This window comes from Acinetobacter septicus, from assembly GCF_019355975.1.
GTDB classification, from domain to species: Bacteria; Pseudomonadota; Gammaproteobacteria; order Pseudomonadales; family Moraxellaceae; genus Acinetobacter; species Acinetobacter ursingii.
Genome location: NZ_CP079898.1, coordinates 918,069 through 937,645 on the forward strand (window position 1 = coordinate 918,069; position 19,577 = coordinate 937,645).

Consider the following 19,577-nt stretch of genomic DNA (forward strand, 5'->3'; position numbering starts at 1 on the left):
ATGAAATCCTCTCGAATCACAGTGGAACAGTTGACTATGTCTGAAAACCGTAAACCAGAACAGGGTGTAAAGCTACGTGGCGCAGAAAAAGTTGCCCGAATTCCTGTAAAAGTTGTCCCTACGGTTGAAGTCCCGCGTAAGCCTGACTGGATCCGCGTAAAAATGACCGCGCCTGAAGAGGTGCAACGTATCAAAACCACGCTTCGTTCGCAGAAATTACATACCGTTTGTGAAGAAGCTGCTTGTCCAAATCTACCAGAATGCTTTGGTGGTGGTACTGCCACTTTTATGATTATGGGCGATATTTGTACTCGTCGCTGTCCATTTTGTGATGTAGCACATGGCCGTCCGAATGCATTGGATGCAGACGAACCGCGTCACATGGCGGAAACGATTGCGAACTTAAAACTAAAATATGCGGTGATTACCTCTGTTGACCGTGATGATCTACGCGATGGTGGCGCTCAGCATTTTGTGGATTGTATTAAAGAAGCACGTGCTTTAAGTCCAAATACCTTATTAGAAATTTTAGTTCCTGATTTTCGTGGGCGTATGGACATTGCGCTACGTATCATGACCGAATGCCCACCCGATGTGTTTAACCACAATATTGAAACGGTACCACGTCTTTATAAAGCCATGCGCCCGGGTTCAGATTATCAGCACTCTTTAAACTTGCTCAAAATGTTTAAGGAATATTGTCCTGACATTCCAACTAAATGTGGCTTGATGGTAGGTATTGGTGAAACTGAAGAAGAAGTGATTTCTTTATTGAATGATCTACGCGCACATGATGTCGACTATGTCACCATTGGTCAATATTTACAGCCTTCTAAACAACACGCACCAATTGATCGTTTCGTAACACCAGAAGAATTTGAACGCTATGCAGAGCATGGTCGCAAACTCGGCTTTAGAAATATTTGGTCGGCACCGATGGTACGTTCGAGCTATTTTGCAGACCGTCAGTATTATGGTGAGCCTGTTCCTGCTGTACGTCGTAAAGTGGATCCTGCCAAAAAGATTGCAGTTCAAGCGATCGAAGCTTAACCATTTAATCTAATAGATAAAGACCTTTCATAAATGAGAGGTCTTTTTTTCATCTCTGAAATTTTAAAAGGATGATGGATTGATAACGACTTTTGGCATAAGACGATGCGATTGCAAAGTGATGGATTAAAAGAGCGAGCCAGCATCATTGATCTTATTGTTTAAATATAAATTTGAAATGGTATAGTAAAAACACAGTACAAGAGATCATTAAAGATGCTGTTTCATTCTATATTTCAAAAGCTGACATCATGACCTCTGTTGTTTATTTTTGTCTGATCCCATTATTGGTACTGATTTTTACCACGCAATTGGTTTATATGCCCTTCACTTTGCTCAGTGTATGGGGCGTCATGCTTGTCACCATGATTTGGCGTTATTCACAAGGTAAAATTGTACCCGTTTCAAAATGGATTACTGCTGTATTTGTCTTATGCTGTCTTGCTGCGATTTATATAAAATTTAAAAGTTTTTGGGGTGTAGAGGCAGGCGTCGCGTTACTTAGTACTTGTTTATTTGCAAAGTGTTTGGAAAGTAAAAATATTAGAGATTTATTAATTTCCTTTAACTTTGGATTATTTGTTAGCGCAAGTTTATTTTTACATAGTCAGTCTTTTGTAATGACATGTGCAGTACTTTTTTGCTTAATTTTTTGTTTTATTGGTTTATATCGAATTCAGACCACAAAATTTTTATCGCAACACAATAAAAAAATATCCATAAAAAACGATTTAAAACTTGTGACAAAATTTTTAACCATCGCAATTCCTTTTTTTATTGTGCTTTTTATTTTCTTCCCGCGCCTCCCCCCACTTTGGCGAGTTCCTATAGCATCTGGTCAAGCTGTCACAGGAATGAGTGATCGTATGTCTCCAGGGGATATTGCTCAATTATCACAATCTTCGGCATTGGCTTTTCGGATTCTTGGTGATCTCAAGCAACTTCCACAACGGCAGGATATGTATTGGAGAGCGATGGTACTGGATGACTACGACGGTGCAGTTTGGACAAATAACGCGATCAATCAAACACCTGTTCATTATGATAATGAACGCTTAAAAGCCATAGATTATCAATATTTGTCAGCTGATCCTCAACAAACATGGATCATGTCACTGGAACACTCTGTCCCTGCTGAGTCAACTTATCAAATGTATGCGGATGGCAGCATAAAAGCACGTCGAATGGTTCAAAGCAATCAGCCTATTCATCTGAGTTGGATAGGTTCAAAAGATCTTAAATATCAAAATGCTGAAACTAACCTTCAACATACACAACAGCTTAATTTTCCACTCCAACCCAACACTCAAATATTGGCAAAACAGCTATGGCAACAAAGTCATGCGCAATCTGAACTTTATATCAAGAATGTTTTACAGTGGTATCGACAACAAAACTTCGTTTATACCCTATCACCTGGAATTTTAAGTGGAAATCGAACGGATCAATTCTTATTTGAAACAAAAAAAGGATTTTGTGAACATTACGCTTCAAGCTTTGTATTGCTGATGCGTTATGCAGGTCTTCCCGCTCGAGTTGTCATTGGCTATCAAGGAGGGCAAATGGCACCTGATGGTCAAAGTTGGGAAGTTCGACAGCTGGATGCTCATGCGTGGAGCGAAGTTTATATCGATGGAATCTGGCAACGTGTCGATCCAACAGCTGCCATTGCGCCTCAGCGTGTAGATGAAGGCATGCAACAATACCTACAACAAAATGATCATATTTGGGGTGAGCAAACAAATCATTTTTGGAAGCAACAGAATTTTAACTTTGTTAAAAACTTAAGGGTTTGGAGTGATTACTTAGGCTATCAATGGCAAAGTAAAGTTGTCGGTTATGATGTCGATCGTCAGAAAAGTTTTTTATCGAAATTAGGTATTTTTTCTATCTATACTTATGCACTGATTATGATAATAACTATTATCGTTTTGGTTGCGCTGTTTGCCGTGTGGCTTTGGTTTAGAAACATAAAGCAAAGGTCTAGAATTGAGCGTGACATTTTAAAGTTTCAGAAAAAGTTACCACAATCTCTCAAAAGACGCACTAGTGAAACCTTTAAACGCTGGATGTTTAGATTAGCGCAAAATGTTCAACAACAAGAGTCTTTTGATGAAATTATAAAAACATATGAAAAACTGACCTTTTCTGGGCAATCTACACCTGAAGACCATATAAAATTCAAGCAATTGCTTAAAGACTGTTCATCTGAATTAAAGCGTGCAGAAAAAACTTGTCATCCTGCTGAAAACTGAATATGATTGCTCACACTTAGGCGTATAGCTCAGTTGGTTAGAGCGCTACGTTGACATCGTAGAGGTCTCCAGTTCGAGTCTGGATATGCCTACCAAGATATACTGATTTATCAGTAGATTAAAGTCCACCTATAAAGTGGGCTTTTTTTATTGGTGGTATTTGGAATTGACGAAATCATACTCTAACTGCTTTAGAGTTGTTTGATTAGACTTCACTTATATTTTTTAACGCCTCTATAATTGCTGAAAGCCTCAAGTCCTATTTCCATTGGTAAGCTTCATGTGGCAAGCCGGCAATAGTCTCATTTTGCTCATCCAATTGAACTTTATAGTAGAACTCATGCCAAGTTCACGGCATAAGTTAGGAGCAAGTGTTCCTGATTCAGCTTACTTTAAAATACTTATGTTTAAGCTGTCTGAATATTTAGATATTTTCAAAAAAAATTCTTTAACAGGATTATGCGATTTCCTACTTTTGAATTCAATTATTTTACATGAGGATTACCTGTTGATCTTATATTAATAACGACTAATCAATAAAAATCTCTTTTTGCATTTTTTCATTATTACTTAAAATCTGTAATATTGTTACTCCTTTCTTTATATAATTAGAAGCTTCTATAAAAGATTGAACGTTTAATCTAGGGTCATTTGTGAAAAGCCAAGCCGAGTACATACGATCGTAAAACCGCAGCACTCATGCAGTAAAAAGCTTAAACGCGTCCCGAATACGGCGATAATCTTTTCAACCCTACACTTTTTACGAATTTTAAATGACCATTTTATTCAAATTTTGTTAAGCGCAGCCATTTTACTGTCCACAAATTATCTTAGCGACCGTCCCACGTAGAGATCGCTGAAAGAACACAAGTAGTCGCACCTTTGGTCCAATATTTTTGACCTTGATCATTGAGACAAATGATTCCATCACCATCCTGCGACGTATTCTCTATTGGCGTAGCGACTAATGTCCATCCAGTTGCAATAGCAGGACTAGGATTAAATGTTAAACGATATAAAGCAGTCCCTTGTTGAGGTGTGACAGTTCCGCCATATACGTTAGCAACCGTTGCTCCTGCAAAAGATGAATTGCTGTTTTTATATTGCATCATGCTTTTAGCTATATTTAACATTTCCGCCTGCGCATCTGTTCTTTTAGTACGTTGTGCATACTTTTGATAATTTGGATAAGCTATCGACACTAAGATGGCCACTATAGCGACCACCACCATGAGCTCGATTAAAGTAAACCCGCGATCTATTGAAAATTGATGATGTGCTACCATATCTCGCTCCCCACACCACATCCCGAAAAAGTGATATTTGCTTTGGTTTTATTTTTACATTGAATACCGTTGCTAGTTTTTAAAAAACTATCATTCTTATCATCAGTGCTTAATGCCTTAATTGCCCAGCCCTGCCCCAAAGATGTTGAGTTAATCAACAGAGGATTCCCCTCCGTTTGATCTACAATAGAAAGTATGTATTTCGTAGAAGAGCCATCCACTGGAAGACTAAGCTCTTGTTTATTGTTATTAAAATTTGAAATTAAAACACCACTTGCATCTTTATACAAAAAACTTGCATCAAAGCCTTTATAATTAAAGTTACGGGCTTTGTGTCGTTCTAATTGCTCAGCCAGTTTTTCAATTTCCTGTTGAGTCTGTGCAGCATAAGCTTTTCTTGTATAAGCTTGATAACTTGGGAATGCAATTGCAGCAAAAATCGCGACAATTGCAACTGTTACCATCAGCTCAATTAAAGTAAAACCATAGCCGTGGTGAGAGCGTATTTTCCCAGTTTCTTTTTTCATGATATCAACTCGTTTTTGCATAACGTTCATACCATCGATTTGGAATAAATCTGATTGCTCCTCCAGCAGGAACTAAATCTTCTCCTTCTTTACAGCCTGCCCCCTCACAAGGCTTAGTCATATTTGAATCAGGATTTGGCTCAGGTACTATAATCACCCTTCCACCCTTACCATCTGGCCCAACGGTGACACTAACAATTCCAGAACCAAGATTGTAAGTATAGTCAGCATCCTCTGGGCAGACACCTGTTGGCAGACATAATCTCTTCGTAAAACTTTGTCCCTTCACTCCCGCACCACAACCCGATGTTGTACCTGCAAGGGCAGCGTCATACATGGTGACATATAAGCTATTTTGCATTGCGATTAAGGGCGTCAAACCTTTAATCACCGCAGGATTAGCGCTTGCTTTTAAGTATGTTTTTTTGAATGGATAATACCATCCTCCCCATCCCGTTTTTTTATCTACCGAAGTAATCAACTTATTATCTGTGCCTTTTTCTTGGGTAAATTTACCAACTTGAGCCCCCGTAATCGTTGCATTACTTTTTGCAGTGTTCTCGATTAGTTTTAACTTGGTAATACTCATCGTATCTGAAGCTTGGGATGATAAAGTTCTAGCCCCCAAACTTTTAGTATGATCGGGATAATAATAACCATTAGGATAAATGTCGTAATCATAAATCGCATAAACTGCATCATACTCAAGATTATTAGAGTTCTCTTGACCCGTCGACTCTAAAGAATCGCTCGTTGCAAGAAGTGGCGAGCTTTTATTGCCAGATATAAATGTGACAGTGACAATATCTCCACCTTCAGCTTTACCTCCACTTCGATGTGCAGTAAATACTGGAGACATATAAAATCTTGGGCTTGTTCCGTTAGACTTATGTAAGTCTAAAATTTTAGTAATCTGAGTATCATATGTTGATTTAAGACCATTATTTTTTAGATCTATTCGAAACGCCTGACCCGCTAAATCACCCAAATAGAGATGATCGATAATTCCATCATTATTACGATCGACTGTTTTGATATCAGTGACTGTACTATAGCTTAAGTCTTTGCTTTGTAAATGAATTACATCCTGGGTTATTCCAGTAGAAGGTCTACTATCTGCAAACCATAGCAAATCGCCATTGTCCGCATCGAACATATAAACGCCAGAACCTATGTTTTTAGTACTACAGGTGATGTCTTCCGATTCACCTTCCGGCTTACAGTCAGATTCCGCTTGTCCTTGTCGAAAATTAAAATATTCATAACCTGCAAAACCAGTACGCTTGCCATGCGTCCATAAGCCATCACCATTTTCTCCGCCAGCATCGTAGCCACCGCTGACCAACATGACTAATTTGCGTTTACCTTTCCAATTCACATAATCTAATTTTGGTTTGGACCAACTTTGTCCCATATTTTTAATTTCTGGGAATGATTTACCCTTTGGAGGGGACCAAAGTCCCCATTAAATTACCGATTTTTCATCTTGCTTTCTATCCACTGATGAATCTCAAAAGCGAGCCATCCTACCCGACCTGTTGTCAGTTTGACCTGTTTCGGAAAAGCCTCATCGTAATATTTACTTTTAGGATTCATCATATTATAAATCGTGGCTTTACCTATTCCCGTAAAATTCACAACTTGTTTCAGGCCGATGATCTGATGCATGGTAAAAGTTTGACCTACAAATGCATGATTTGCACTATTCATTTGGAATTCTCCTCAATGATTAAATTGAGCTGATTTCGCTCGAATAATTTGGGAATTCCGTAAATTTATAATTTCAGTCTAATTTTCAATCATTTTTAGAACATAAAATAAGCTTATGTTCTATTACCTTTGCTGCCGAACACTCCATACGAATTGACCCAGAGTATCCGGTTTTATCTCAAACCAGAACTTAATGTATTTAACTTGAGTAGGTCTCTTCACCGGTATTGATTTTTTATTCTGCTTGTTGTTTTTATCTTTTTGCTTTTTAGCTGAAATCACATGTCCTTTAATAAATTGATCAATTCTTCTAGGGCGTCCATTCTTACCCTTTTCTTCATTAGAGTTGTCTTTATTAGAATCTTTTATATCCTGTTTATTCGTTTCTGTACCTTGTGTAATCGTCTCTGCTGGCAATGGGGTTTCCCATGTACACAACAAAGCATGAGCAACATAGAAATCTACAATTGATGATTGTAATTGTTTTAACGTCTTATCTTCGTATAATTTTAAAATAGTAGAGAACTGCTTTTCTTTTGAAATAGTTACATATTTAGATATCGCCTGAAAAACAAAATTGCTTAAATCATACATCTCAGGGGCATGTTGACTGACCTTATTTTGCTCAGCAATGTTTTCAACATTTTCACCTTCAGACTGTTGACTAGTCTGTTTTCTATTTATCTGCTTATTTTTTATGTATTCTTTCCAATAAGATTGTACCTTTTCAATCGTTTCGTTGATGCGCGTTTTGTTTTCTTCATCATCATAGTCTGATAACTCTTTAGCACTAAAAAAGAACGTGATATCGGCAGACAAACGTTTTGCTTTAAGCAAACGCGTTCCAATGAAGGCAAGAAGTACAGCATTACTATTTTTTTTAGTTCGTTTTAAATCTTTTAAAAAATGAGTTAATAACTCATTAAAGGCAATTTTTTCTTCAGCAAAAGTTAAATCACTACTCTTATCCTCAGCTTGATCGTATGAAAGCTGCAAACGGAAGGCAAACACATCTTCAACCAATGACTTCTTTAAATAACCTAAAGCCTCTTGCCGGTTCCTTCGAAGCAGGATAGCTGCTAATTTTTCCATTTTAAATAATTCAGGAATGGTCTGTTGGTCGACCGTATCTTGTGTCAAATCCTTAAACCGCTTTAATCGGCGCTCTAGTTCATGTACACCTTTTATATTTAATCGAATTTCATCATTATTTTTTTTAAAAATAGTCACAAAAAACTTTACACGCCAACCAATCTCAGGTGATATAAGCATCTCATTTAAATATCTTGATTCTTGTGGCATCGAATTAAAGATAGTTAAATATTGTTTAGCTTGCTTAGATAATTTTTTTAATGGATTTTTTGAAACTTCAAGCGCAGAAGTATTTGGATGCAATCCAATACAAGTTGAATCAGACTTGTACTGTAACAAGCGCATAAAATGTTCAATTGACGTTAATAGTCTCAGTTTCGCTTGATCATCCCGTTGTATATATTTTTGGGAATACATGAATGTGATGAGCCTTAGCTCCTCTTCTACATGCTTTGGAAGGTCAGTTATTCTCCAGATGTGTTTTTGCTGTTTACTAAAATCAAGTTGCGAAAAGAATTCATCTTGCTGGACAGTTGAATTTTGTTTTTGTTTTAGTGCTTTTTTCTCATCAGGCACAAGCTTAGATGAATACAAAAAAATATTGTCTATATGATTATCTATAAATAGCGTATCACCAATATACCCTAGCTCTGGTTTTAGAAAATAGTCAGCTCGATAGAAATACCCAAGAAGCCAATATTCAAATGCGTTTCTAGCAGCCGTTGATCGATACAAAATTACGTCAGAATATCGATCATCCAAATATTTTATTAGCTCTCCCATATCTCGAATTGCGATCTTGAAATCCTGTTCCTTACCCTCATGTGTATCATTCATTTGTTTTATAAAGTTATTTTTTATAGACAATTTGAGGACATCAAAATTTAAATTTCGCTTTTCTCTAAAAATCAATACAACTTTCAAAATAATACAGAAATTTACTCCAAGCTCAAGTGTAGAGTAACTGGTTAATAAGTCATACGAAGCTAAAATGGCATTACAACAACCCGTTAATTTAAACCGATTCTCCAATAAAAGAATACGTCTTTTCTCTGCTATACATTCCTGTGGTTGCAATGTGATCTCAAGAAATAGGACTTGTAACTTTTTATACTTTAATAGATTTTCTCTAAAATTTTCCTTTTCTCTAGCAAATCTTTCTAGAAAAGAGAGAGTTAAGCCTCTTTCTGGATCTAACTGTACTCCAGCTTCGCAAGCTATTTCATTAAGTGAAAATTGATTTTGTAATTCAAATAATGATTTTTCTTCATACTGTCCACTAACACCACCCAACGCTTTATGACTTGCTTCATTTTCTTCTTGCTTCTCCTTCTCTTCTCGCTGACGTTGTTTCAATGCGATATTCGAAGTAAAAATTATCAACTCATCGATAAACTTAAAAATATCATCTGCTGGAAATGTATCAATATTCCATTCATCCGCTTCAATCAATAAAGGCCTTCCATATTTAGATTTTTGTAAAGAAAGAATATAAACTCTAATATTTTGGCTGAACTGATGAGTACCCAAACCGCAACGCAACAACTCAAGATCAACACGCATAGACCAATAAAACTTCAAAATTTTATCTAAGGTCCTTTGATCATTATTTTGTTTTGCCAGTAAAAACTCTTCTTTTGTCGGATAAGCCTTTTTATGAATTGATAATAGTTTCTGTTCAAGATTTACAATCACGGATATTGTTTCATTAAATATTCCTCCCCTTACGTAATCTACATTAGCTTTTACATAATCATATTTATTGTTGTATATTTTTTTTAGTAATTTAAAAAGATCTTCATCTTTAATTACATTCTCGCCAAGACGCCTCATTGTTTTTATTTTGTTTTGCCATAGCCTATATTTTTCTTCATCATCAATTTCACGTTGTTTTTGCCTTCTATCTTTTATCTCAGCATCCCTTTTAACTTGCTTATCATGTCTTCTTTGCTTTGCTAATTCTTGCTGATCATGATGCATTTTTAAGTTCTCAGAAAAATAAATTATTCGTTGAGGTTCACTATATATGTTGAACATCGTATTTTTTTACAAGTACAAGTAGATTTTGTACCTTAAGTTTAATTTAAACCACCAAATAACGGCACATAGCCCCCGACAAACATTTGTTATTTTATATTAAAATTCCATAATATGATCAATTATAAAACGTATTTTTAGTAATTAATTTCCATAAACTTCACCTATCCCCGCTACTTTTAGTAAGGGGGAGTACACTTTAAATCGGCTATGAACTAAGATTTCAAATTGAGACATATCTTCAGAGAAATGTGAAAAAAAGACGAGAGACGTGCTAAAAATTACTAAGTTTTTTCAACATCACAAAGAGAAATGGATATATAAAAACTCTAAATAATTATAATTTTAGTATTAATACTATCCTGAAATTTCGATGCCTTTATGCCAATATGTAGTAGTATTAGGTTCAATTATTGTATTAACATAATAATGAGAAGCTAGTTTGATATGAGTTTTAGAATATATTTACATTTTTAAAATCCTATTATAAAAACTATGTTTTTTACTTTCTGTAATAACACATAAACTGACCCTAAAATTTATTTTCAATTATCTCATCTAAATAATCTGCCCATTTTTGCAACCATTCAGCGCATTCTTTTTCATAATTATGTAAATTATACGTACCTTCAATACCCTTTTTGGAATGCCCCAGAACTGCTTCAGCAATATCCGAAGGACACCCCAATCGAGACAAACCTGTTCTAACCGTCCGTCGCAAATCATGCGGATTCCAGTCATCCATATTATCTAACCAAAGTTGTTCAGGACGAAAATTCGCCTGAACTTTGTCTGGATTTTTCATTTGCCACTTTATTTCTGTTAGAGATTTCTGCTGAATAGGCAACCCAGTTCGAGACGATGCAAATAAATATTCCTGATCTGGGCGATATAAATTTAGTAAAAAATTGATACATTGCCTTGATAACTGCACATAACGCTCGGTACTATTTTTTGAAGCTTTTAGATGCCATGTTCCTTGATCTAAATTAAAATCTCTCCACCGTGCATCACATAACTCTCCTGTACGGCATCCCGTCCACAAAGTCAAAAATAGGATATGCTTTTGATGTGTTGTAAATCCTGATGTTGGCAGCCAAGCCCATACATGTTTTAATTCCTGATCATTTAAAACTCGTGTACCCTTTTTACAGGTAACTTTCAGTCTTGACTGCTTGATGCTCATTTTCGCCAATAAGGCTGGATTGGCAAAATTTGAAGGAAATTGCTCTAAGCCGATTGCATACTCATAAGCCAACGTTAGCTCAGACAATACTCGTCCAGCCTGCACATTAGACCCACGATTAATAATTTCTTTGGTTAAAGCTACCACATCTTTTCGAGTAACCTCTAACGCGACTAGATTCCCCAAAACCCTCACTGCGTCACCATAAAGAGTTCGCCGTGTTTCAGCCTGACCTTTTGGCTTGCGTACCCCTAAAACCTTTTTCTTTTCACCTGTTTTGGGATCAGTAATCCAATGGTCTTCGATCACCTCAGTCAAATACATTTCTATCATTTGATGTACAGTGAGTTGGCACATATTTTTTTGTGCAAGCTCTTGTTCGATTTGTTGCTGCAATTTCTCCTGCTCTTTTTTTTGCTTTGGACAAACCCCTTGACTTCTTTCAGCTTTTAAACGACCAAGTTCTATTCTTGCCTCAGCTAACGAAACTTGAGGAAAAGTACCAATCTTGTATTGTTTGATGGAATCATCAACAGGACTGCGATAACGGTAAAAAAAGGTTTTCATTCCCGTTTTGCCACAATGTACACGTAGCCCTACATATTCTCCAATATCCGCTTTATCAGGATCACCTATTTTCATTTTCTCAATCGCTTTGGCTGAAAGCGCTTTTTTAATAATCGTCTGTTGCTCTCTCGAATGAGCCATTTTAATCCTCACAGGCATACTAAATTATTTGTTATCCTTTCAAGCTGTCTATTTTTCAATATTGATCGGGAATGATGCCTAGTTTAGACTAAAACAACCTACACTAAAACCTACACTAACGTTTTAGATTAAGTTAGATTTGTTTAGACTTTATACTACTCCCTTGGATACTCTGCTTATGTTAAACACTATCAAACTTATTGAATATAAAGGCTTTAATGATGATGAAAGATAATAATAGCATAGCAGACCTATCTAGCCATACCCCTATGATGCAACAATATCTAAAAGTTAAAATGGAACATCAGCATGCTTTACTTTTTTATCGCATGGGTGACTTCTACGAACTTTTTTTTGACGATGCACGTAAGGCAGCCAAGTTATTAGGTATTACCCTGACCCATCGCGGTAAAACCAATGGTGAACCTATTCCTATGGCTGGCGTACCTTATCATGCTGCCGAAGGTTATCTAGCACGTCTGGTCAAAGCAGGACAAACGGTTGCAATTTGTGAGCAGGTGGGAGAAGTTACAGGCAAGGGACCTGTTGAGCGTAAAGTCGTTCGTATTATTACGCCAGGGACCATTACTGATGATGCATTGCTAGGCAGTTATCAATCTTCAAATTTGGTCGCGCTGTGTATTCAACAAAATAAAATTGGACTGGCTTTACTAGATTTAAGTGCCAGTATTTTTAAGGTTCAGGAACACGAATTTAAAACTGAACAATTAGCAATTGAGCTTTCACGCTTAATGCCGAGTGAAATTGTTGTTGATGAAGATTTAGTCGATCAGAATATTTTGGAACAGATCAAAAAACAATTAGACTGCCCGATTACCAAGCGCCCTAATGTTGATTTTAATTTAAATAATGCCCAAAAGACCTTATGTGATCAGTTTGCTGTTGCAACACTTTCTGGCTTTGGAATTGATCATTTACCCCTTGCCAAAGCCTCTGCTGCGGCCTTAATTCACTACGCCAAAGAAACCCAAAAAACTGCTCTGCCACATATTCGCTCGATTCAACTTGAACAAAGTTCAGATTTTATTGCTCTTGATCCGATCACTCGCCGCAATCTGGAAATTATCGACCCGCTATTTGAACATGGGATGTCTTTGTTCAATTTAATCAATGACTGCCAAACTGCTATGGGCGGTCGTTTACTCAGTCGTACCTTAATGCAACCCATCCGTGATACTGCACTTCTAGATGCGCGACTGGACGCGACGGAGCAGTTATTAACCGGTTATCACGAATCACCCGTGCGCTTAGTATTAAAGGAAATTGGTGATATTGAACGTGTGCTAAGTCGTGTTGCATTGGGCAGTGCGCGTCCACGTGATCTAGTGCAATTACGTCATGCATGTGCTCAAATTCCATTTCTGAGACATGCATTACTGCCTGTAATTCAGGCAAAATCCTCGACCTTACTCGCTGACCTCGACCAGCAATTGGGCGATTTCAAAGAACTCCATCAATTACTTTTATCTGCAATTGTCGAAAATCCGCCCGTATTACTGCGTGATGGTAATGTGATTGCCGAAGGTTATGATGGTGAACTGGATGAGCTACGCAAAATACGTGATCATGCAGGACAATTTCTGATTGATCTTGAAATTAAAGAACGGGAACTCAGTGGTATCCCGACGTTAAAAATTGGCTATAACCGGGTCAGTGGTTATTATATCGAATTGACACGCGCGCAGGCAGAGCAAGCTCCAGAGCATTATATTCGTCGCCAAACCCTAAAAAATGCCGAGCGTTATATCACACCAGAACTTAAAGGTTTTGAAGATAAAGTTCTTTCCAGTGAATCCCGCGCGCTTGCCCGCGAGAAACTACTATTTGAAAACTTGCTTGAAACGCTTAGGCAGAATATTGCCAATTTACAAATGATGAGTGCAGCGATTGCCCAGATTGATGTCTTGGCAAATTTTGCGCATCAAGCACGTTTGCAACACTGGAATCGTCCTGAGTTTAGCCCTGAGATCGGGATTAAAATTCATGCAGGGCGTCATCCAGTGGTCGAAGCATTAAGTAAAACACCCTATACCCCTAATGATACCTTTTTAGATAGTCATCATCGTATGGCGATCATCACAGGGCCGAATATGGGGGGTAAATCTACTTTTATGCGTCAAACCGCATTGATTAGCTTATTGGCATATTGTGGTAGTTATGTGCCTGCTCAATCAGCCAAATTGGGTCCGATTGATCGAATTTTTACCCGTATTGGTTCAGCAGATGATTTATCGACCGGTAAATCGACCTTTATGGTGGAGATGACCGAAACATCACAGATTCTACACCATGCTACCCATCAATCTTTAGTTTTGATGGATGAAGTCGGGCGTGGTACCAGTACCTATGACGGTTTGTCCTTAGCTTGGGCCTGTGTGCTAGACCTGACTAAACGTATCAAATGTTTATGTTTATTTGCGACGCATTATTTCGAGTTGACTGAGCTTGGCAGCGAAGCAGGGATTGATAATTATCATGTGACGGCTAAAGAAATGAATGGCAATTTGATCTTGCTTCATAAAGTACAACATGGCCCCGCTAGCCAAAGTCATGGTTTACAAGTCGCAAAACTAGCGGGTATCCCAGCAGCCGTGATTAAAGAAGCACAGAAACGCTTAAAAATACTGGAAAAACAGCAGCAGCAACATATTCAATCCGCAGTACAAAATGATTTATTTAATGCGGTTGAACATGAAATTGAAACACCAGTGATTGAAAAAGTCATCGAAGTTGAAGCTCAATCGCCTGCACTTGAAATGCTGAAACAAATTGATGTCGATAACTTGACACCTCGTCAGGCACTTGAACAGCTTTATTCATTAAAAGCGACTCTCAATTCTTGAAATAGCTTATGGAACAGATCACACATAGTGGTCTGTTCTGATCATTTATCTTATTCATTTCAATTTACATACAAGGACAAATCTTTGACAACTTTTTACCCGCTTATAACGAGGTAATGATAAAAATAAACGTATATTCAAAATAGGAAAATAAAAATGTCACGCGGAGATAAATCAGCCTATACCGATAAACAAAAACGCCAAGCTCAACATATTGAAGAAAGTGAACGAGAACGTGGACATTCTCAAGAAGAAGCTGAACGAATTGCATGGGCAACGGTAAATAAACAAGATGGCGGTGGTCTAAAAAACTCACATAAAACCAGTAAATAATGGTTTAATTGAGAGTTACTATCAACTACAGTGATATAAATCAGTCCTTTTCATCAATCCGAATAATAAATATCAATAAAAGGAATTGTTAGTCGCCCCCTTTTTTGCCTAAAATACAGCATTCGGAATTAGAACCATATTTTTTAGGTAGCTGTCGCCATGACCTTCGTTGTCACTGAAAACTGTATTAAATGTAAATACCAAGATTGCGTAGAAGTATGCCCAGTTGATTGTTTCTACGAAGGCCCAAATTTTTTGGTGATCAATCCTGATGAATGTATTGACTGTGCGCTATGTGAACCTGAATGCCCTGCCAATGCAATTTTCTCAGAAGATGAATTACCAGAAGGTCAGGAAGTCTTTATTGAACTTAATGCTGAACTGTCTGAAAAATGGGCAGGCAATAATATTACTCAAATTGGTGAACAACCTGCTGACCGTGAAGAATGGAACGGTAAACCAGATAAGCTTCAGTATTTAGAGAAATAATTGCACATTAGACCAGCAAAAGCTGGTCTTTTTGTATCTGAATCACACATTTCATTGCAATTTTTCCTCATTTTATCCATCCTTTTCGATTAGAATAAGCCCAATTTAAAGTAAGCAATTGATTGTATTATGCCGAAATTTTTGAAGGGGTTGCTTGCGATAAGCCTTGCACCTATGTTCATGGTTGCTTGTACCACCTCCCCTCAAAAAACTGGAAAAGTCACACCTTCCACGGGACATCGTATTTATATTCCGCAGGAAAAAGTCATACTTGAACGTCCTGTTCCAGTGAAAACCGTTCCTGCCGCCTATTTAGCATGGTTAAGCATGGGTGATAATCGTTCACGTGTTCAAGAATATGAACGTTTTCTTGAGCGTAATAATGTCGCTAATGTTGTCCCTAATTTTGAATTATTAAAAACGGCACGGGACTGGCAAAAATGTGGCCGTTCACAATATGCAGTTCCCAATCGTGAACTCTGGAACAATGCCATCCCAACCTTGCGCATTTTCAAAGCTTTAGTCGCCCAAAAAGTTCTCACTGATTTTGAAGTCACTTCCGTTTATCGGGATTTACCTTTGAATCAATGTGCAGGCGGAGCGAACTCTTCGCGACATTTATTTAATTCAGCCATCGATTTTCGTATTGGCCCTGAGTATCCAGAGTCGCAAGATTACGCTTTCATTGAAAATACCAAATTTAAGTTATGCCAATTCTGGGCACAACATGGACAAAGTCTGGATATGGGCATCGGTATTTATGCTTCAGGACAGATTCATATTGATACTCAAGGCTATCGAACTTGGGGACCCGATCATAGTCGCAATAGTTCAATGTGTAATTATTAAAAATATCTTTATTTTGTTTGAAAGAGACCATATGAGTCTCTTTTTCAATATTAGAGAGTGAAGTTTTGATTTTCCTGTCACTTAAAATTGCACATCGAATAGAAATGGTTAAAATGCTGCTATCTCAGTATAGGTAACACCCGTTATGCAACAGATGTGGACAGACATTGATCACTATATCGATTCACATTTAATTCCCGAAGATCCAAACCTGCAATTTGCACTGGAGAATACTGCCAATCAGGGATTTCCAGATCATTTGGCCGTTGCACCTAATCAGGGTATGCTTTTACAAATGTTGATTCAGATGAATCAGTGTAAACGTGTTTTGGAGTTAGGAACATTTGCGGCCTATAGTACAGTCTGGCTAGCGCGCACTTTACCTAAGGATGGCTATTTACTTACCATTGAAGGACGAGATAGCCATGCAGCACTGGCACAACAAAATATTGATCATGCTCAATTCGAAATGCCTGTTGAACTCAAAGTCGGACGTGCCGCAGATATTTTACGTGAAATAGACCCTACGACATTTGAACCATTTGATTTTATTTTTATCGATGCAGATAAACAAAGTTATCCTGAATATTTAGAATTAACCTTGAATCTTTCACATTCGGGTACGATTCTGGTACTGGATAATGTGATCCGTGCGGGTGATATTCTGGATGAAAATAATAAAAAACCAAGTATTGAAGGTATTCGTCAGACCTTTGAAGCTTTGCAAAATCATCCTCGAATTTTATCCTGTACCGCTTTACAAACAGTAGGCAGTAAAGGTCATGATGGCTTTGCAATTGCCATTGTAAAATGATGATCAAAAAATATGCTTTATTTATTTTTTATTTAAAAACAATAACCTATTTTTATTTACATTGCTTGTCCATATAGTTATCCACAAGATTTGCGGATAACTATGGATAAGGCATTACATTATTTCGCGACCAAGAGTGGTACCGTCGCATTACGGAAAATCGAGGTGGCAATACTACCCAAAAAGAACTGGTGGATTTTACTGTGACTAAATGCACCTAGCACGATCATCTGAATACCATGTTCACGTTGATATTCGAGTATATTTTCTGCCACATCGCCATAACGATAAACCGTGACCACCTCGATGCCCGCATGGCTTAAAAATTCTTCTGGATCTTTTAAGACTTGAGGATGATCACCCACATAAAGTAAATGACATTGTAAAGTTTTAAGCAAATCACTCTGCGCAATCCGATGCATCATTTTGACGCAAGTTGGAGAGTATTCATAAGCAAAAATAAAACGGGTTGGCGCTTTAAAAGTTTCACCAACGGTCATGACAGTACAGTTTGCACCGCGAATAAAATTTTCAACATTACTACCAATGGGTTTGTTTTTTTCTGCTGCACGCTCCCCCACGCGACCAATCACCACAAAATCATCTTCTTTTAAAATACTAAAACTTTGTTCAAGAAAGTCCCCCTTTTCCTGAATCTTTGAACTGCTTAAACCATATTTTTCTTCTATCATTTCAGAGATATGTTTAAGTAAATTATTGCTATAGTCTAAAGCCAGTTCACTTTGTTTCTGCTCTAGCTCGGCAAGTTCTTTGAGCAACATGGCATTACTCTCAAAACCAATGACACCACTAATTTCACCGAGATGATAACTGGCAGGATAGTAGTCAAGAATTTGTAATAACACCAGTTCACGCTTGGTTTGTTTAGCCACCCAAGCGGCAGCTTCTGCAATTGCATTAATACAAGGTGAAGAATCAATACATGCAATAACACGACTCATAATAGCCTCTCTTCATTAAGGTCTGATGCCTTGGAGATTTTGTTTGTTACTTTTAACTTAGCATAATTCGGCTAAAACTACGGTAATTTTTTATATGGTTTAAATTATTTTGTATATAAAACAATTAAATGATTAAAAAACCAGCTATTTTCTATTTTTAATCCAGCGTGCAGGATTCCCTGCAACAACATGATAAGCCTCTACATCTTTCGTCACCATACTATTCATACCCACGACGGCATTTTGCCCTATTGAAATGCCATCTTTGACACCGACGTGCGCGCCAAGCCAGACATCCTGACCAATTTCAATGCCTTTGGAGGTCACAGGTTGCTGATAAATTGGACGATCTAATTCCATACCATGATCAAAAGCATAGAGATGACAATACGCGGCAATTCGCACTTGATCATGCAACACAATCCCTGCACGACCGCCATCCAATATACAATGATGGTTGATCGCCACTTCATTGCCAATGCTTAAAGGCCCATGTAAGGTACAATCGGCTGCAATAAAGGTATTATCACCAATGCTAATTTTGCGTCCAGGTTCCGCAAAGATATGTGCCAATGGAGAAATAAAACAGTTTTTCCCAATTTCAACAGTTTCCATTTCCATCAAATAGGTTTGATATTCCATCTGCCATGCTTCTGCCCATTCACGGTGTTTGGGTTTTAATGACCAATAAAGCCATGGCATATAGTTGAGCCGGTGCTTATGCTGTTCCCGATATTTCAGCAAGCGTTCATCATTCATGTTCAGGCTCCACAATTTTTAATTGTTCTCGCCCACGGGTGATATCCTGAAGTTTTAATTTTAATGGGTCAATCTGATGAATCTGTAAAGCAGCTTCTACAATGACACCTTCAGCCGTGTAATTTTCAGTATATTCCATTTGCTGATGTTTCAATTCATATTGAAGAATTGGCCATTCATTAAAATAACAAGAGAAAATAACCTGTTTTTTTTCAATGAGTTCTATTTTTTCTGCGAGTATTAAGCATTGTCCTGCACAGCCTCCATAGGCGCGTACCAAACCACCCGTTCCGAGTTTTACGCCACCAAACCAACGATTAACCAAAACTAAAACATTGGTCAGTTCATTGCCTTCTATGGTTGCCAAAATCGGTCGACCGGCTGTGCCAGAAGGTTCACCATCATCATTAAAGCGTACCTGATGCCCTATTTTCCAAGCCCAACACTGATGAGTCGTGCTGATATCTTTATAGTTTTCCAAAAAAGCTTTAACCTGTTCTTCGTTTTCAACAGGAGTTGCAAATGCCTGAAATCGACTTTTTTTGATTTCTTCTTCAAAACAAACCAGTTGTGCGATGGTAAAAGGCATAGCAGCAAAAAAGATCAATCATAAAATTAACATTATAGCCTGAATTAAAGTTGGTAATGACAAAAAT

At 37.5% G+C, this 19,577-nt stretch carries 15 protein-coding genes, 1 tRNA gene and 2 pseudogenes; 8 read left to right on the plus strand and 10 right to left on the minus strand.

Going from position 1 to position 19,577, the window contains the following annotated elements; translation table 11 throughout:
- The first annotated feature begins 36 nt into the window (after positions 1 to 36).
- From lipA to I6L31_RS04505, 3 genes are all read left to right on the plus strand, one after another.
- Positions 37 to 1,050, plus strand: a complete 1,014-nt coding sequence (lipA, locus tag I6L31_RS04495) for a lipoyl synthase (RefSeq protein WP_005004821.1) — start codon at positions 37 to 39, stop codon at positions 1,048 to 1,050.
- Positions 1,051 to 1,301: 251 nt separating this feature from the next.
- Positions 1,302 to 3,305 (plus strand): transglutaminase family protein, encoded by a 2,004-nt coding sequence (locus I6L31_RS04500; protein WP_005004823.1) that lies wholly within the window; start codon positions 1,302 to 1,304, stop codon positions 3,303 to 3,305.
- An 18-nt stretch (positions 3,306 to 3,323) separates the two neighbouring features.
- Positions 3,324 to 3,400, plus strand: a tRNA-Val gene (locus I6L31_RS04505).
- A gap of 211 nt (positions 3,401 to 3,611) precedes the next feature.
- Here I6L31_RS04505 and I6L31_RS18540 read toward each other — a convergent pair.
- From I6L31_RS18540 to I6L31_RS04535, 7 genes and pseudogenes are all read right to left on the minus strand, one after another.
- A pseudogene (locus I6L31_RS18540) lies at positions 3,612 to 3,743 on the minus strand (IS3 family transposase); the annotation flags it as partial.
- A 392-nt stretch (positions 3,744 to 4,135) separates the two neighbouring features.
- Positions 4,136 to 4,591, minus strand: coding sequence for a type IV pilin protein (locus tag I6L31_RS04510; RefSeq protein ID WP_004988647.1), 456 nt, complete (start codon positions 4,589 to 4,591; stop codon positions 4,136 to 4,138).
- Positions 4,585 to 5,118, minus strand: coding sequence for a prepilin-type N-terminal cleavage/methylation domain-containing protein (locus I6L31_RS04515; RefSeq protein ID WP_004988651.1), 534 nt, complete (start codon positions 5,116 to 5,118; stop codon positions 4,585 to 4,587). Before I6L31_RS04515 ends, I6L31_RS04510 begins: the two co-directional genes overlap by 7 nt.
- Positions 5,119 to 5,122: 4 nt before the next feature.
- Positions 5,123 to 6,565, minus strand: a pseudogene (locus tag I6L31_RS04520) (hypothetical protein); the annotation flags it as partial.
- 23 nt (positions 6,566 to 6,588) lie between these two features.
- Positions 6,589 to 6,828, minus strand: coding sequence for a helix-turn-helix transcriptional regulator (locus I6L31_RS04525; RefSeq protein WP_005004829.1), 240 nt, complete (start codon positions 6,826 to 6,828; stop codon positions 6,589 to 6,591).
- A 123-nt stretch (positions 6,829 to 6,951) separates the two neighbouring features.
- Positions 6,952 to 9,900: a hypothetical protein gene (locus tag I6L31_RS04530; protein WP_005004830.1), complete on the minus strand. Its 2,949-nt coding sequence runs from the start codon at positions 9,898 to 9,900 to the stop codon at positions 6,952 to 6,954.
- Positions 9,901 to 10,489: 589 nt separating this feature from the next.
- Complete coding sequence (locus I6L31_RS04535) at positions 10,490 to 11,851, minus strand: tyrosine-type recombinase/integrase (protein ID WP_005004835.1); 1,362 nt, start codon at positions 11,849 to 11,851, stop codon at positions 10,490 to 10,492.
- Between the two features lie 224 nt (positions 11,852 to 12,075).
- Between I6L31_RS04535 and mutS the strand changes: the two genes are divergently transcribed.
- The 5 genes from mutS (at position 12,076) to I6L31_RS04560 (ending at position 17,200) form a co-directional block, all read left to right on the plus strand.
- On the plus strand, positions 12,076 to 14,715 hold the full coding sequence (gene mutS / locus I6L31_RS04540) for a DNA mismatch repair protein MutS (protein WP_035272328.1): 2,640 nt from the start codon (positions 12,076 to 12,078) through the stop codon (positions 14,713 to 14,715).
- 156 nt (positions 14,716 to 14,871) lie between these two features.
- The gene (locus I6L31_RS04545; protein WP_004988673.1) at positions 14,872 to 15,048 is read left to right on the plus strand and encodes a hypothetical protein; all 177 of its coding nucleotides are present in this window, start codon (positions 14,872 to 14,874) and stop codon (positions 15,046 to 15,048) included.
- A gap of 159 nt (positions 15,049 to 15,207) precedes the next feature.
- The gene (gene fdxA, locus I6L31_RS04550) at positions 15,208 to 15,537 is read left to right on the plus strand and encodes a ferredoxin FdxA (protein ID WP_004652744.1); all 330 of its coding nucleotides are present in this window, start codon (positions 15,208 to 15,210) and stop codon (positions 15,535 to 15,537) included.
- Between the two features lie 129 nt (positions 15,538 to 15,666).
- Positions 15,667 to 16,386: a D-Ala-D-Ala carboxypeptidase family metallohydrolase gene (locus I6L31_RS04555; RefSeq protein WP_005004842.1), complete on the plus strand. Its 720-nt coding sequence runs from the start codon at positions 15,667 to 15,669 to the stop codon at positions 16,384 to 16,386.
- 145 nt (positions 16,387 to 16,531) lie between these two features.
- Positions 16,532 to 17,200: an O-methyltransferase gene (locus tag I6L31_RS04560; RefSeq protein ID WP_005004850.1), complete on the plus strand. Its 669-nt coding sequence runs from the start codon at positions 16,532 to 16,534 to the stop codon at positions 17,198 to 17,200.
- Between the two features lie 119 nt (positions 17,201 to 17,319).
- On the opposite strand, the gene I6L31_RS04565 is transcribed toward I6L31_RS04560, so the two are convergent.
- The 3 genes from I6L31_RS04565 to I6L31_RS04575 form a co-directional block, all read right to left on the minus strand.
- Positions 17,320 to 18,162, minus strand: a complete 843-nt coding sequence (locus I6L31_RS04565) for a universal stress protein (RefSeq protein ID WP_005004855.1) — start codon at positions 18,160 to 18,162, stop codon at positions 17,320 to 17,322.
- 144 nt (positions 18,163 to 18,306) lie between these two features.
- Positions 18,307 to 18,921, minus strand: a complete 615-nt coding sequence (locus I6L31_RS04570) for an acyltransferase (RefSeq protein WP_005004856.1) — start codon at positions 18,919 to 18,921, stop codon at positions 18,307 to 18,309.
- On the minus strand, positions 18,914 to 19,510 hold the full coding sequence (locus tag I6L31_RS04575) for an IMPACT family protein (protein WP_005004857.1): 597 nt from the start codon (positions 19,508 to 19,510) through the stop codon (positions 18,914 to 18,916). The genes I6L31_RS04570 and I6L31_RS04575 overlap by 8 nt, the downstream gene beginning before the upstream one ends.
- Positions 19,511 to 19,577 lie beyond the last annotated feature (67 nt).